This is a genomic window from Streptomyces sp. NPDC093018 (assembly GCF_040684035.1).
GTDB classification, from domain to species: Bacteria; Actinomycetota; Actinomycetes; order Streptomycetales; family Streptomycetaceae; genus Streptomyces; species Streptomyces murinus.
On sequence record NZ_JBFBFF010000016.1, the window covers coordinates 130,917 to 145,388 of the forward strand.

At 69.4% G+C, this 14,472-nt stretch carries 15 protein-coding genes and 1 pseudogene; 9 read left to right on the forward strand and 7 right to left on the reverse strand.

The window, feature by feature from the left end; genetic code table 11:
- Positions 1–13: 13 nt before the first annotated feature.
- The 4 genes from AB0N90_RS29440 to AB0N90_RS29455 form a co-directional block, all read right to left on the reverse strand.
- Positions 14–1,426 carry a HAMP domain-containing sensor histidine kinase gene (locus tag AB0N90_RS29440; RefSeq protein ID WP_365201770.1) on the reverse strand — a complete coding sequence of 471 codons (1,413 nt, stop codon included), beginning with the start codon at positions 1,424–1,426 and terminating at the stop codon, positions 14–16.
- Positions 1,427–2,143, reverse strand: a complete 717-nt coding sequence (locus AB0N90_RS29445) for a response regulator transcription factor (protein WP_085565988.1) — start codon at positions 2,141–2,143, stop codon at positions 1,427–1,429.
- Between the two features lie 129 nt (positions 2,144–2,272).
- A complete protein-coding gene (locus AB0N90_RS29450) occupies positions 2,273–2,878 on the reverse strand; it encodes an FMN reductase (protein ID WP_365201773.1) in 606 nt (201 codons plus the stop codon).
- Complete coding sequence (locus AB0N90_RS29455) at positions 2,875–4,011, reverse strand: LLM class flavin-dependent oxidoreductase (RefSeq protein WP_365201775.1); 1,137 nt, start codon at positions 4,009–4,011, stop codon at positions 2,875–2,877. The genes AB0N90_RS29450 and AB0N90_RS29455 overlap by 4 nt, the downstream gene beginning before the upstream one ends.
- Positions 4,012–4,109: 98 nt before the next feature.
- Here AB0N90_RS29455 and AB0N90_RS29460 point away from each other — a divergent pair, with 98 nt between their 5' ends.
- Genes AB0N90_RS29460 through AB0N90_RS29470 form a run of 3 tightly spaced genes read left to right on the forward strand, consistent with a single transcriptional unit; the run spans position 4,110 to position 5,465 of the window.
- Entirely contained in the window at positions 4,110–4,448 is a 339-nt protein-coding gene (locus tag AB0N90_RS29460) for a YnfA family protein (protein WP_365201778.1), read from the forward strand.
- Positions 4,449–4,497: 49 nt separating this feature from the next.
- Positions 4,498–5,274 (forward strand): SDR family NAD(P)-dependent oxidoreductase, encoded by a 777-nt coding sequence (locus AB0N90_RS29465; protein ID WP_037663451.1) that lies wholly within the window; start codon positions 4,498–4,500, stop codon positions 5,272–5,274.
- Positions 5,274–5,465: a hypothetical protein gene (locus AB0N90_RS29470; protein WP_365201780.1), complete on the forward strand. Its 192-nt coding sequence runs from the start codon at positions 5,274–5,276 to the stop codon at positions 5,463–5,465. The genes AB0N90_RS29465 and AB0N90_RS29470 overlap by 1 nt, the downstream gene beginning before the upstream one ends.
- A gap of 25 nt (positions 5,466–5,490) precedes the next feature.
- Here AB0N90_RS29470 and AB0N90_RS29475 read toward each other — a convergent pair whose 3' ends face one another.
- From AB0N90_RS29475 to AB0N90_RS29485, 3 genes are all read right to left on the reverse strand, one after another.
- Positions 5,491–5,805, reverse strand: a complete 315-nt coding sequence (locus AB0N90_RS29475; protein ID WP_202441970.1) for a hypothetical protein — start codon at positions 5,803–5,805, stop codon at positions 5,491–5,493.
- The gene (locus tag AB0N90_RS29480; RefSeq protein ID WP_365201782.1) at positions 5,793–6,083 is read right to left on the reverse strand and encodes a hypothetical protein; all 291 of its coding nucleotides are present in this window, start codon (positions 6,081–6,083) and stop codon (positions 5,793–5,795) included. The genes AB0N90_RS29475 and AB0N90_RS29480 overlap by 13 nt, the downstream gene beginning before the upstream one ends.
- A 114-nt stretch (positions 6,084–6,197) precedes the next feature.
- A complete protein-coding gene (locus AB0N90_RS29485; protein ID WP_365201784.1) occupies positions 6,198–7,391 on the reverse strand; it encodes an RtcB family protein in 1,194 nt (397 codons plus the stop codon).
- Positions 7,392–7,632: 241 nt separating this feature from the next.
- On the opposite strand from AB0N90_RS29485, the gene AB0N90_RS29490 reads away from it, so the two are divergent.
- The 6 genes and pseudogenes from AB0N90_RS29490 (at position 7,633) to AB0N90_RS29515 (ending at position 14,344) form a co-directional block, all read left to right on the forward strand.
- On the forward strand, positions 7,633–8,466 hold the full coding sequence (locus AB0N90_RS29490; protein WP_365201786.1) for a DUF3558 domain-containing protein: 834 nt from the start codon (positions 7,633–7,635) through the stop codon (positions 8,464–8,466).
- A 126-nt stretch (positions 8,467–8,592) separates the two neighbouring features.
- Positions 8,593–9,444: a DUF3558 domain-containing protein gene (locus AB0N90_RS29495; protein ID WP_365201788.1), complete on the forward strand. Its 852-nt coding sequence runs from the start codon at positions 8,593–8,595 to the stop codon at positions 9,442–9,444.
- A 92-nt stretch (positions 9,445–9,536) separates the two neighbouring features.
- Positions 9,537–10,022, forward strand: a pseudogene (locus AB0N90_RS29500) (DUF2637 domain-containing protein); the annotation flags it as partial.
- Positions 10,023–10,125: 103 nt separating this feature from the next.
- Positions 10,126–11,268, forward strand: a complete 1,143-nt coding sequence (locus AB0N90_RS29505) for a tyrosine-type recombinase/integrase (protein WP_365201790.1) — start codon at positions 10,126–10,128, stop codon at positions 11,266–11,268.
- Positions 11,269–11,777: 509 nt separating this feature from the next.
- Positions 11,778–13,778 (forward strand): site-specific integrase, encoded by a 2,001-nt coding sequence (locus tag AB0N90_RS29510; RefSeq protein WP_365201791.1) that lies wholly within the window; start codon positions 11,778–11,780, stop codon positions 13,776–13,778.
- The gene (locus tag AB0N90_RS29515; RefSeq protein WP_365201794.1) at positions 13,775–14,344 is read left to right on the forward strand and encodes a DUF6262 family protein; all 570 of its coding nucleotides are present in this window, start codon (positions 13,775–13,777) and stop codon (positions 14,342–14,344) included. Before AB0N90_RS29510 ends, AB0N90_RS29515 begins: the two co-directional genes overlap by 4 nt.
- Positions 14,345–14,472 lie beyond the last annotated feature (128 nt).

Consider the following 14,472-nt stretch of genomic DNA (forward strand, 5'->3'; position numbering starts at 1 on the left):
GGCGGGACAGGCCCTACCCCCCGCCCACCGTGAACCCGATCACCGCGCCCCCGCCCTCCCGGCGGTACGCGAACGGCGCTCCGCCGTGGGCCATCGCCACCTCGCGGACGATGGACAGGCCGAGCCCCGAGCCCGGCAGGGAGCGCGCGTCGGCGGCTCGGTAGAAGCGGTCGAAGATGCGGATCAGGTCGCCCTCGGCGATGCCGGGCCCCCGGTCCAGGACCTCGACGCGTACGGTGCCCGGCCGGGCCGGGCCCATGATGTGGACCTCGATCGGCGCCTGGCCCGCGCGGTCGAACTTGGCCGCGTTCTCGACCAGGTTGGACATGGCCCGCTGGAGCATCCCCGGCCGTCCGTCGGTCGTCGTGTCGCCGCTCGCGCGCAGCACGATCTGCCGTCCGGTACGCCGCGACGCCAGCCCCACCACGTCCTCCGCGATGTCGGCGAGGTCCACCCGCTGCGGCGGCTCGGTGTCCGACTGCCCGGCCGCGAGGTCCACCAGCTCATTGACCAGGTCGGTGAGTTCGCGCGCCTCCTGGGTGAGGTCGGCGACGAGGTCGTCCCGGGTGTCCGGGGGCAGCTCGTCGATGCGGCGCAGCAGGGAGATGTTCGTGCGCAGCGAGGTGAGCGGCGTCCGCAGCTCATGGCCCGCGTCCTGGACCAGCCGCCGCTGGTCCTCCTCGGACTGCGCGAGCCGCCCCAGCATCCGGTCGAAGGCCCGCCCGAGCCGCCCCACCTCGTCAAGCCCTGCCACCGGCACCTCGATGCCGAGGCGCCGGGTGCGGGCGACGTCCTCGGCGGCGTTGGTGAGCACCACCAGGCGCCGGGTGATCCGGCGGGCCAGCCACCAGCCGAACAGCCCCGCCGCCACCACCACGGCCGCCATCAGGATCAGCGTCCGCTGCTGGAGCGTGCGCAGCAGATCCTCGGTGTCGCTGAACTCCTGCGCCACCTGCACCGCGCCCCGCCCGTCGCCGAGCGAGACGGTGGCGATGCGGTAGAGGTCGTCGCCGACCTGGACGTCCTTGTGCTCGACCGCCTTGCCGGCCGTCCGCGCCAGCGCCATCGACCTGTCGTGGGAGGTGACGGGCAGCGACGGATCGCCGTGGTCGACGATCTCGCCCTGCGCGCCGAGCACCTGCACATCGGTACGGGCGGGCCGCACCAGATCGTGTCCCGGCCGGGAGGAGGAGAAGTCGTCCGGCTCCATCCTGTGCTGCCGTACCTCGTCCCGTACGTCCTGCACGACCTGGCTGAACACCGACTGCTGGTCGACGCGGACCAGCCGGGCCGCGGAGCCGTACGACACGATGCCGACGAGGATCGCGACGGCCGCGGTGACGGCGGCGAAGGAGATGGCGAAGGTGGTGCGCAGGGAGACCAGCTTGGGCCGGCGCCGAGCGAGCATCCGGCGCAGGCGGCCCACTCAGTCCTCCCGCAGCACGTAACCCACGCCCCGCACCGTGTGGATCAGCTGCGGGGCGCCGGGCTCGTCCAGCTTGCGGCGCAGATAGCCGACGTAGACGGCGAGGTTCTTGGAGCCGGGGCCGAAGTCGTAGCCCCAGATGCGGTCGTAGATCGTGGAGTGGTCGAGCACGATGCCGGCGTTGCGCACCAGCAGTTCGAGCAGCTCGAACTCGGTGCGGGTCAGCTCCAGCTCCCGCTTGCCGCGCCAGGCCCGGCGGGCCTGGAGGTCCATGCGGATACCGGCGGCCTCGACCTGCCGGTCGGAGAGCTGGGGCTCGCCCCGGCCGCCGCCGTCACCCACGGCCGGGCCCGCGGGGACCGGGCTGGTGCGGCGCAGCAGGGCGCGCAGCCGGGCGAAGACCTCCTCGACGTCGAAGGGCTTGACCACGTAGTCGTCGGCGCCGGCGTCCAGCCCCGCGATCCGGTCGGCGGTCTCCACCAGGGCGGTGAGCATGAGGATCGGGGTGCGGTCGCCCTCGGCGCGCAGCACGCGGCAGACCTGGAGGCCGTCGATGCCCGGCATCATCACATCGAGCAGCAGGACGTCCGGCGGCGTCTTGTGGGCCTGTGCGAGCGCCTCGACGCCGTCGGCCACCGCCGTCACCTCATACCCTTCCAGGGTCAGGGCACGTTCGAGGGCGTGGCGGATGGCACGGTCGTCTTCGGCGAGCAGCACAGTCTGGGGCACGGAACCAGTCTGCCAAGGCCGCCGGTGGTTCGGCGGGGGTGGTTGGGCCTACGATCACCCTTTTTACCGCGCTCTCACCGTCACACGGGCAACCGGCGCGGGTCGCCTACCGTCTTCTCACCGAACGGGGTGGGGAAGCCGCGGCTCCTGGGTCGCGCGCAGTGCCGCCAACTGCTCGGCGAAGGGCACCACTCCCGGCTCCTCCCGCCGCTCCGTCTTCGGCATCAGCGCGGCCAGTTCCTGCGCCGCCCGCTCGATCCGCTCCGGCAGGCCCTCCGCGCCCCAGTCCTCCGAGGCGGCGTAGACACCGGTCGGTACGACGACGGCCCGCAGATGGGAGAAGAGGGGGCGCAGGGCGTGGTCGAGGACCAGGGAGTGCCGTGCGGTGCCCCCGGTCGCGGCGATCAGCACCGGCTTGCCGGCCAGCGCGTCCTTGTCGAGGACGTCGAAGAACGACTTGAACAGCCCGCTGTACGACGCGCTGAACACCGGTGTGACGACGATCAGCCCGTCGGCCCCCGTCACCGCGTCCTGCGCGGCGGCGAGCGCCTTGCCCGGGAAGCCGCTGGTGAACCGGTGCGCGATCTCGACGGCGAGGTCGCGCAGCTCGATCACCTCGGTGTCCACGGGCGTCCGGTCCGCCACCGCGGCGGCGAGCCGGTCGGCCAGCAGCCGGGTGGACGAGGGGACGCTCAGTCCCGCCGATACGACGACGAGCTTCATACGGCACTCTCCTGCTTCTCGCGCTTGTCCTGCTTGTCCTGCTTCTCGTTCTCTTCCTTCTCCTCCTTGGCGGCCAGCAGCGACCGGTGCGTCGGCGCGTCCGGCACGTCCGCCGGGCGCCCCTTCGCGAACTCCTCGCGCAGTACCGGTACGACCTCCTCGCCCAGCAGGTCCAGCTGCTCCAGGACGGTCTTCAGCGGCAGCCCGGCGTGGTCCATCAGGAACAGCTGGCGCTGGTAGTCGCCGACGGACTCGCGGAAGGCCAGGGTCCGCTCGATGACCTGCTGCGGGGAGCCCACGGTCAGCGGGGTCTGCTCGGTGAAGTCCTCCAGCGAGGGGCCGTGGCCGTACACCGGGGCGTTGTCGAAGTACGGCCGGAACTCGCGCACCGCGTCCTGCGAGTTCTTCCGCATGAACGCCTGGCCGCCCAGGCCGACGATCGCCTGCTCGGGGGTGCCGTGGCCGTAGTGGGCGTAGCGCGCCCGGTACAGGCCGACCATCCGCCTGGTGTGTTCGGCCGGCCAGAAGATGTTGTTGTGGAAGAAGCCGTCGCCGTAGTAGGCGGCCTGTTCGGCGATCTCCGGGGAGCGGATGGAGCCGTGCCAGACGAACGGCGCCACGCCGTCCAGCGGGCGCGGGGTGGCGGTGAAGCCCTGGAGCGGGGTGCGGAACCTGCCCTCCCAGTCGACGACGTCCTCGTGCCACAGGCGGCGCAGCAGGGCGTAGTTCTCGATGGCGAGGTCGATGCCCCGGCGGATGTCCTTGCCGAACCAGGGGTAGACCGGGCCGGTGTTGCCGCGGCCCGTCATCAGGTCGACACGGCCGTCGGCCAGGTGCTGGAGCATCGCGAAGTCCTCCGCGATCTTCACCGGGTCGTTGGTGGTGATCAGCGTGGTGGACGTGGAGAGGATCAGGTTCTCGGTCCGCGCGGCTATGTAGCCGAGCATCGTGGTGGGGGACGAGGGCACGAACGGCGGGTTGTGGTGCTCACCGGTCGCGAAGACGTCCAGGCCGACCTCCTCGGCCTTCAGCGCGATGGCGACCATGGCCTTGATCCGCTCGCGCTCGGTCGGCGTACGCCCCGTGGTGGGGTCCGTCGTCACATCACCGACCGTGAAGATCCCGAACTGCATGGCCGCTCACCCTCCATTTGGTTGACCATTCAACTACACCCGGCCCAACAGTCCCCCTCACCGGGATATTCCGGGGGCCCTCATGCCAAGCTGCCCCCATGCCGATCCTCCGTTCCGCCGCCCTCTTCGTCGTCGCCGCGATCTTCGAGATCGGCGGGGCCTGGCTGGTCTGGCAGGGGGTGCGGGAGCACCGGGGCTGGCTGTGGGCGGCCGGCGGGGTGATCGCGCTCGGGGCGTACGGGTTCGTCGCGACCTTCCAGCCGGACGCGCACTTCGGGCGCATCCTCGCGGCGTACGGCGGGATCTTCGTGGCCGGGTCGATCCTGTGGGGCGTGGTCGCGGACGGCTACCGGCCGGACCGCTTTGACATCGCCGGGGCGCTCGTCTGCCTCGGCGGAATGGCGCTGATCATGTGGGCCCCGAGGAACGGCGGCTGAGCCTCGCCTACATTGGACGGAGCCGACCGACACACCCGAGGAGCAGCCCATGGCCACGTCCGCCCCGTCCGCCGCCTCCCGCATCGCCGTCGTCACCGGTGCGAGCAGCGGCATCGGCGCCTCGACGGCCCGGCAGCTCGCCGCCGCCGGATACCGCGTGGTGCTCACCGCCCGCCGCAAGGACCGTATCGAGGCCCTGGCGGAGGAGATCAACGCGGCCGGTCACGCGGCCACGGCGTATCCGCTGGACGTGACGGACCGCGCGGCTGTGGACGAGTTCGCGACGGCCTTCCAGACCATCGGCGTCCTCGTGAACAACGCGGGCGGCGCGCTCGGCGCCGACCCGGTGGCCACCGGCGACCCGGCCGACTGGCGCACGATGTACGAGACGAACGTCATCGGCACCCTGAACCTCACCCAGGCCCTGCTGCCCAAGCTGGAGGCGAGCGGCGACGGCGTCGTGGTCGTGGTCTCCTCCACCGCCGGACACGCGACGTACGAGGGCGGCGCGGGCTATGTCGCCGCCAAGCACGGCGCCCATGTGCTCGCCGAGACCCTCCGGCTGGAGATCGTCGGCAGCCCGGTGCGCGTCGTGGAGATCGCGCCCGGCATGGTCAGGACCGAGGAGTTCGCGCTGACCCGCTTCGGCGGCGACGCGGACAAGGCAGCGAAGGTCTACGCGGGCGTGGCCGAGCCGCTGACCGCGGACGACGTGGCCGAGACGATCACCTGGGCGGTGACCCGGCCCAGCCACGTCAACATCGATCTCCTGGTCGTCCGCCCGCGCGCCCAGGCATCCAACGCGAAGGTCCACCGGGAGCTGTGATGGCCGAGGAAACCGGCGGCACGCCCGTGCCGCCCACCCCCGCAGAGGTCTTCGACGAGGAGTTCGACAAGCGCCGCCTCGCCCGCGAGAAGCGGGACGAGCGCAAGGTCTGGTACTTCCTCGCCTACTTCCTCTTCGGCATCCACCTGGTGGCGTTCGTCATGATCTACGCCGTGCGGCACGGCAAGTAGGCCCACCGCCCCACCGGGTCTCGGGTCAGCGGGCCGCCCGGCACGTCGGGTCGTCCACGATCACCGCGTTCGCCGGGACGATCTCGACATCGTCGTCGTCCTTCTGCTGGACGAACTTGGTGGTGGCGTACGCCCGCTTGCCCGCGCCGACGCACTTGGTGGCGAGGTTCCCGAACCCGTCGGGGAAGTTGTAGACCTCGGCGGGCGAGTCCTCCCCGGCGCGGCCCGCCACCGGGGCGTCCGCCTTTCCGCGCTCCTCGTAGTGCTGCCGGGAGCAGCCGCTGAGCAGCAGCGCCGCGCAGACCCCCGCCACGGCGAGGGACGCGCTCAGCCGGCGCATGCCTTGTCCTCCACGATCTGCACGTTCGACGGTCCGCTGGCATTGGTCGTCACATACGCGCGAAACCCGTGCCCCACACATTTGGTGGCCAGGTTCCCGAAGCCGTCGGGCATGTTGTAGACCTCGGCGGGCGTGTTGTCCCCCGCCTTCCCCCGCACGGGCGCGTCGCCCTTGCCGCGCTGGTCGTCGTACTTCTGCGAGCAGCCCACGAGCAGACCCGCCACGATCACCACCAGACCCGCGGCCCGGATCGCCCCGCTTGTGCGCCCTCGGTTCATCGGCCGTCCCTCCCCGGAGAGTTCCCCACGCGGCCGCCGCACGGTCGGCACCCGCACCCTGAGGACAGTGCCGCGGGCCGGTATGGTTCCGGCCCGCGGCGAGCGCTCGCGGCCTCAGCCCTTCACGCAGACGACCTGCTTCAGCTTCGCGACGACCTCCACCAGGTCCCGCTGCTGGTCGATGACCTGGTCGATGGACTTGTAGGCGCCCGGGATCTCGTCCACGACACCGGAGTCCTTACGGCACTCCACGCCCCGCGTCTGCTCCTCCAGGTCCTTGGCGGTGTAGCGCCGCTTGGCCGCGTTGCGGCTCATGCGCCGGCCCGCGCCGTGCGAGGCCGAGTTGAAGGAGCTGTCGTTGCCCAGGCCCTTGACGATGTACGAGCCCGTGCCCATGGAGCCCGGGATGATGCCGAGGTCGCCGGAGCCGGCCCGGATCGCGCCCTTGCGGGTGACCAGCAGGTCCATCCCGTCGTAGCGCTCCTCCGCCACATAGTTGTGATGGCAGGAGATCTCCGGCTCGAACATCGGCTTGGCCTTCTTGAACTCCTTGCGGACGACGTCCTTCAGGAGCGCCATCATCAGGGTGCGGTTGTACTTGGCGTACTCCTGCGCCCAGAACAGGTCATTGCGGTACGCCGCCATCTGCGGGGTGTCCGCGACGAAGACGGCGAGGTCGCGGTCGACCAGGCCCTGGTTGTGCGGGAGCTTCTGGGCCACGCCGATGTGGTGCTCGGCCAGCTCCTTGCCGATGTTGCGGGAGCCGGAGTGCAGCATCAGCCAGACGGCGCCGGTGGTGTCGGTGCAGACTTCCACGAAGTGGTTGCCGCTGCCGAGCGTGCCCATCTGCTTGGTGGCCCGCCCCTGGCGGAAGTGGACCGCCTCGGCGACCGAGTCGAACCGCCCCCAGAACTCGTCCCAGCCGCCGGTCGCCAGGCCGTGGAAGCCGCCCGGCCCGATCGGGTCGTCATGCATGCCGCGGCCCACCGGGATCGCCTGCTCGATCTTGGAGCGCAGCCGGGACAGGTCGCCCGGCAGATCGTTCGCGGTCAGCGAGGTCCTCACCGCGGACATCCCGCAGCCGATGTCCACCCCGACCGCGGCCGGGCACACCGCGCCGCGCATCGCGATCACCGAACCGACCGTGGCGCCCTTGCCGTAGTGCACGTCCGGCATCACGGCCAGGCCCTTGATCCACGGCAGCGTCGCGACGTTCTGGAGCTGGCGCAGGGCGCCCTCCTCGACCGTCGCCGGGTCCGCCCACATCCGGATCGGCGTGCGCGCGCCCGGCATCTCCACGTACGACATGACTTCTTCGTCCCCCCGGACTCGGCAACAAGAAAAGACAACAAAGTGCTTAAAAGCATCAAAAAGGAAAAGCAGCACCAGGCGCGTCGAAAGCGGACCGCGGACCGGCATCCACGGCGGCGCGTGCGATACACATTGTCTCCAGGCCAGCCCCCGCCGCGGCAAGCGAATAACCAGCGGGGACACTGAGGCGACCATCGCGCGCATCCATCGGAGCGCCGCCGTCGAAAGGAGCCCGCCCGTGCAGCGGAAGGCGTACGTAACCGGCACCGCCGCCCTGCTCGCGGCGCTGCTCGCGGGCTGCTCCGGCGGCTCGGGCGGCGGCGGCGCGGCGGACGACGCCAACCCGGGCGACGCCGGGACCGCCACCGTCGCGGCCCAGCCCGGCCGCTACCGCACCCTCCCCGAGCCCTGCGGCGCGGTGAGCCACGGCACCCTCGACGCGCTGCTGCCCGGCATCAAGCAGATCGCCGACCCCGATCAGCGGGACAAGGCGTACCAGGGCGAGGCCGAGCTGACCTACGACACCGACCGCAAGGTCGGCTGCCGCTGGAAGGTCCCCTCCGCCGACTCCACCGACCGCCTCTCCATCGACCTGGAGCGCGTGGTGTCGTACGACAACACGGTCAGCGACGACGACCAGGCGCGGGAGCTGTTCGAGCAGAAGGAGTCGGCGGCCGATCTCCCCGTGCCGAGCGACACCCCGCCGACGAGCACGGGGAGTGACGGCGCCGGTGCCTCCCCCTCGGGCTCCCCGTCGCCCAGCGGCTCCCCGAGCGGCTCCCCCTCCGCGCCCGCCGCCTCGAACTCCCCCTCGGGCGCCATGGCCCCCGAACTCCAGCCGCGCACCCTCTCCGACCTCGGTGACGAGGCGTATCTGGACGACAAGCTCGGCTCGTCCGGCGGGGCGGCCGCACAGCGGACGGTGACTGTGGTGTTCCGCACGTCCAATGTCGTCGTCACCATCCAGTACGAGGAGCAGCCGATGGCCGCCGGCGCCGCGCCCGACAGCAAGGAAATGCAGGACAGGGCCCGTAATCTGGCCGCCAAGCTGGACGACGCGCTGGGCAGCTGATCCACTTCCGGGCCCCTCGCGCCCCCGCCCGCAAAGGTCCCGAACGGAAACCGCACAGCTCCTTCACCGCGTACGGTGGCCCCGCAGGAACCCGCACGAACACCGAGCGTCATGAGTGAAGGAACCATGCAGCGAGCCAAGCGAGACGACCGTGACCGGCTGGAACAGCGAAACAGGCGGCTGCGCCGTGCCCTTGTCTGCGCGGCCGCGGTCCCCGCGGTACTGATCACCGCGGCCTGCTCCTCGGACTCCGGCGATTCCAAGCCCAAGAGCGACGACACGAGCGCCTCCAAGCCGGCGGGCGACAGCGCGTCACCGTCCGCCAGTTCGTCCCCGACGGTGGCGCCGGCGGCGTACAAGACGCTGCCGAACGCGTGCAAGGCGCTGTCGTCCAAGACGCTGGGCGACATGGTGCCCAAGGCCGACTCCGCGGGCAAGAAGGGCAGTTCGGACGACCCGTCCTCCCGTGCCTCCTGCTCCTGGAGCAGCCTGAGCAACAACGGCGTCAAGGGCTCCCAGTTCCGCTGGCTGAACGTCTCCCTGCTGCGCTTCGACTCCGACACCACCCGTGGCTCGGGCAACACCCAGGCGCACACGTACTTCACCAACCAGGTCAAGGACGCCCAGTCGGTGGGCGGCGCCAAGAACGCCAAGGTCGTGCCGGTGTCCGGCACCGGTGACGAGGCGACGTCCGTGCGCTACGACCTGAGCAAGAAGGAGGGTCTCTTCAAGCAGGAGACCCTGGTGGCGCGGGTCGAGAACGTCGTCGTCACCCTCGACTACAACGGCGCGGGTCTGGCGGGCGACAAGACCCCCGACCCCGAGGACCTCGCCAAGTCCGCGGAGAAGGCCCTGAAGGAGGCCGTGAACTCGGTTTCCTCGGCCAACAGCGCGGGTGGTTCCGGGAGTTCGTCCGCCGATCCGTCCACGAAGCCCTCCGGCAGCGCCTCGGCGTCCGCGGGCTCCAAGAAGAGCTGATCGAACGGGCTTACGCCTGACCGGCACCATGTGCGCCGCACACGTGTGCCACCCTGTTGCGCGCAACAACAGGCAACGGGAGGGGAGTACGAGTGGCCGCGCCACCGCAGCTGACTCGGATGCACCGGATACTCATCGGCATGGTCGTGGGCGGCGCCCTGATCATCGCGGGGATCGGCTTCGCCGGTTCCTACGCGGCCGTCCGTGAGCTGGCCCTGAAGAAGGGCTTCGGGAACTTCGCCTATGTGTTCCCGGTCGGCATCGACGCGGGTATCTGCGTCCTGCTGTCCCTGGATCTGCTGCTGACCTGGATCCGCATCCCCTTCCCGCTGCTGCGCCAGACCGCCTGGCTGCTGACGGCGGCGACGATCGCCTTCAACGGCGCCACCGCCTGGCCCGACCCGCTCGGCGTCGGCATGCACGCGGTGATCCCGATCCTGTTCGTCGTCGCCGTCGAGGCGGCCCGGCACGCCGTCGGCCGGATCGCGGACATCACGGCCGACAAGCACATGGAGGGCGTCCGGCTCACCCGCTGGCTGCTCTCCCCGCTGCCCACGTTCCTGCTGTGGCGCCGGATGAATATCTCTATGCCACATTGACCCGTCAGGGACGTACGACACGTCTTGTCACTCATTCGTGGCTCGCAAGTATCTACAACGCGGGAGTCACGTTAGGTACGGCATGGACGCCGACACCTTTCAAGCTGAGCGGGCCCTGTCCCCCAGTGGAGACCCGCAGAGCACCCGGTGGGTCATCCTCGATCCCCAGCTTTCGATCCACCGGGAGGGGACGGACTTCCTGACGTTCCTACACGGTGCTGACCGGTCCGTGAACACCATCAGGGTCTACGCGGGGCGCCTGGCCCTGTTCCTGACCTGGTGCGCCGAGTATGCGGTCGACTGGAGAACCGTCACGCTGGCCTCGATGGCTCGCTTCAGGTTCTGGCTGGAGTCCACAACTGGTAAGCGAGGCAAGTCGCGCTCCGGCGCAACGGTCAACGCCACGATCACGGCGGTAGTGGAGTACCTGCGGTACTGCGCCCTTCACGGCATGATCGAGCCGGAGGTGGCTGACCGCTTGTCGCAACCGCGCTACCTCGCCACCCCGCCGCCTGGCTTCGATGCTGGTGAGCGCGGACAGTTCCGCACGGTGCGTGCGAAAGCGATCAAGTCACGCGAAGTGGAGAAGCCGTACGAGACGCTGTCCGAGGAGCAGGTCGCCGCGGTGGTGGCTGGGTGCCGTACGGTTCGCGACCGGTTCTTGGTCGTGCTGATGCTGGCGACCGGCATCCGCATCGGGGAGGCGCTGGGGCTGCGCAGACAGGACATGCACTTCCTCCCGAACTCTCGCGCTCTGGGTTGCAGCGTTGCCGGAGCGCACATCCATGTACGCCACCGCCGAGACAACGAGAACAAGGCTCTGGCCAAGTCCCGCTACCCGCGGGACGTTCCAGTCGATGGCCCCTCGGTAGCTGAGTACGTGGCCTACCGGGGCGACCGCGACGCCGTGGTCCAGGCCGAAGCAAACGACCTGGTCTTCGTCAATCTCTACCAGCGGCCTCTGGGCAAGGCGATGACCTATCAGGCGGCGAAAGGCATGTTCGAGCGGTTGTCGCAGCAGTGCGGGTTCGTCGTGCGCCCGCACATGCTGCGGCACACCGCCGCGACGGCCTGGGTCAGGGCCGGCGTGCCGATCGACGTCGTGCAACAGCTGATGGGACACGTGTCGGCCGCATCCACCGCGATCTACCTGCACGCCAACGAGCGTGAGAAGCGGGAAGCCGTGGAACGTGTGGCCGCTCAGCGGGAGGTGACGGCGCGATGAAACCCCTGATCGCTGCAGCCCTGCCCGCGCCTCCTGAACCTGCGGCACCGGGCGACGGCTGGCTGGCATGGCTGCGCCAGCACGTGAGGCCCGACTGGCGTCCGGGCGAGTGGGACCACGAGCGGATGTTCTTCGACGGGGACCTGGACAATGGCGCCACCGGTGCTTCGCGCTGCAGGGTTACCGCCTGCCGGGCGCCCTGCCCTGGCCGTGTCGGCCGGTGCTCGCCGTGCAGTACCGCAGCACGGGCGAGCGATCTTTCGGATGCTGAGTTCAACGCGACATACCAGCCGGCCAGAAAGCGACGCGTACGCGGGATGTCTGGTCGCGAGACTTGCCTGGTTTCTGCCTCGGCGGGGCAATGTGCGCGGGAGGCAGTGAGCCACGGGCTCTGTCCCACCCACGCCTCAGCCTTCAAAGAGCGTAGGAAACAGACCCCTGGTCTCCGGGTCGTGGACTGGCAGCGCTCAGCTAAGCCACACCCCGCACCTCACCAGGGGGAATGCCTCGTGGGCGGATGCAACCGCGAGCAACAGCAACTCCGGCTGTGCGGTTCACACTACGGAAAGTGGCGTCGTGAGCTCAGCCTAGGCAACCACACCCCCGACCAGCTTCTGGTCTGGGCGGCCACTACCGGCCCGTTCCTCCAGGTTCAGCAGTTCTGGTGCGGAGGGCTGCACCCCGTCGTCGCCCATGAGTTGCTCCTCGGTCTGCAGGAGCGCGACCGAGAAGGGCTGAGCATCAGTCCGATCGCCGTACGGCTCGCCATCGCGGCCATCGCCGACGTCGACACCTTGTACGGACTTGACCTGTCCTCGCTGCGGTTGGGCAGGGAGAAGGGCAGCAGCCCAGCGCGTGCTCTGCTGGGGCAGGTCCAGCGCATGGTCCAGCGCGCTCGGCTGCAGTACGAGGGCACCGACCCGATGGCAGGTGATGTCTGGGACGCTGCTGCCGTGGGGCTGTGGGCTGCGACCCATCGTCGCTATGACGCGGTGAAAGGCGACATCGACTTCCGTGTCGTCAAGCAGGAGTGGCTGCGCTCGTTGCTCATGGAATGGGGACGCTCAGTTCGACCGACCATCCAGGACCTGCGCACCACCCTCCTGGCCTTCTCCGCCGCCTCTGATGGTCTTGCCCAGCGCGCCGGAGGCGGCGACGCCCCCGAGCGTCTGTACGCCGCAGACATGACTGCGGCTGTCGACGCGATCAAGAAGTCCCGCACGAAGGACGGGAAGCCCCGTGCCGCTGCCACCCAGGACAAGCTGATCAGGGCGTGGTTCGCGGTGCTGGAGTTCGCGCGTGCAAGCGGGCTGATGGACAACGTGCCCGGCACCTTCAGCCGGTCTCGCCATCACCGCGTGGCGCGTGTCGAAATCAATGAAGAACATGCCGGCCGCGCCCTGCCCGACACCGTCATTCGCCAACTTGACGCTCAGCTGTACCTGTTGGAAGTGACCCAACGCGGCTGGCCGAAAGAGGTCTCGCAGCTGTTCCACCAGACGATCTACTGCGTCCTACGCGACACCGGGCGCCGTCTGGGGGAGGTCGCGAGCCTCAAGGTGGGCTGCGTCGAGCAGGTGGACGGCCACTACCAGATGGTCTACGACAACCACAAAGCCAAGCGGAACGGCCGCCGTCTCCCTATCCCGCAGAGCACGGCAGAACTGATCGCTCTCTGGGAACAGCGCCGCTCCGAACTCCCGCTGACCGCGAAAGCCGGACCGTGGCTCTTCCCCAGTGCCATGCACGGCTCCGGCCGCGGCAACGGGCACATCCGAGCCGACAGCATTTCAGCGGCACTACGTACCTGGGTCGGCGCACTCCCCCGCATCGACAGCGGCGTCCCCGGGCCGGACGGACTGCCGCTGCCTTTCGACCGATCCCAGATCACCGCCCACGCCTTCCGCCATACCTACGCTCAACGGCACGCCGACGCAGGTGTCCCCGTCGACGTCCTACGCGACCTCATGGATCACTCCTCGGTCGATACGACCATGGGCTACTACCAAGTGACGCTGAAGCGTAAGCAGGAGGCCGTCCGAGCTCTGGCGCCCCTGGCCGTGGACCGCACCGGCCGGTCGGCTCCTATCCTCCGGAGCAAGTATGAGATCGCCTCGGTCGCCGTTCCGTTCGGTAATTGCACCGAGCCGTCCAACGTCAAGGCCGGAGGCGGCTTATGCCCCCTCCGTTTCCAGTGCTCGGGCTGCACCTTCTACCGCCCTGATCCTTCCTACCTGCCAGCCATCGAAGATCACGTACGTGACCTCAAATCCGACCGCGAATCCGCCGACGCCATGGGGGCAGCCGACTTCGTGGTGACCAACCTCAAGGCCCAGATCGATAGCTTCCAGGCCGTTGCCGCAACCATGCGAGACCAGCTCGCCGCGCTGCCTGACGACGAGCGGCAGCAGATCGAGGAAGCGAGCAAGGTCCTCCGTAAGTCGCGAGCAACCGCGTCCCACAAACTTCTGCCACTGACAGTGATCAAGCAGCGTGAGGAGGCCCAGTGACTGCTCACGAAGCCCGCGCAGCCGCCCTGAAAGCGGCACGCGAGCGCGACAGCCAGGACAAGCGCCGCCGCGTGCTGGAGGTCTTGGACTCACTGCAGCACACGGGAACGAAGATCACATTCACCAAGGTCGCCAAGGAAGCCGGCGTCTCCACTTGGCTCGTATATTCGCCGGGAGTGCGCGAACACATCGAGGCTGCCCGTCAGCGCCAGGAAGACCTCGGCATCGAGGCGACAGCCGACAACGTTCCCCCACAGAGCCGCGTCAGCAACGCCAGCCTCAAGACCGACCTCGCACTTGCCCGGCAACAGGTCAAAGAGCTCCGAGACGAGCGGAACCGGCTGCGCTCGCGGCTACGCCTCCAGCTCGGGACGGAACTGAAGCACACCGACACGAGTGAACTCACGGCCCGTGTGGATGAGCTGAACCGCACGAACGCCGCCCTAGCCAAGGATCTCCAGCAAGCTCAAGCCGACAACAAGGCGCTGCGCTCCACGATCGAGGGCCTGGAGGACGACCTGTCGGCAGCCCGACAGAGCCTGCGCAAGATGATGCGCGCAACGTAGGTTCAGATCAGACCTGCCACCGCTCAGCACGACCTGACGGAATCACCCGCACCATGCCGGTGCTGAGCACGGCCGCATCCAGACGAGGAACAGAGCCATGGCCCCGAGACGAAGCCCAGTACGCCCCG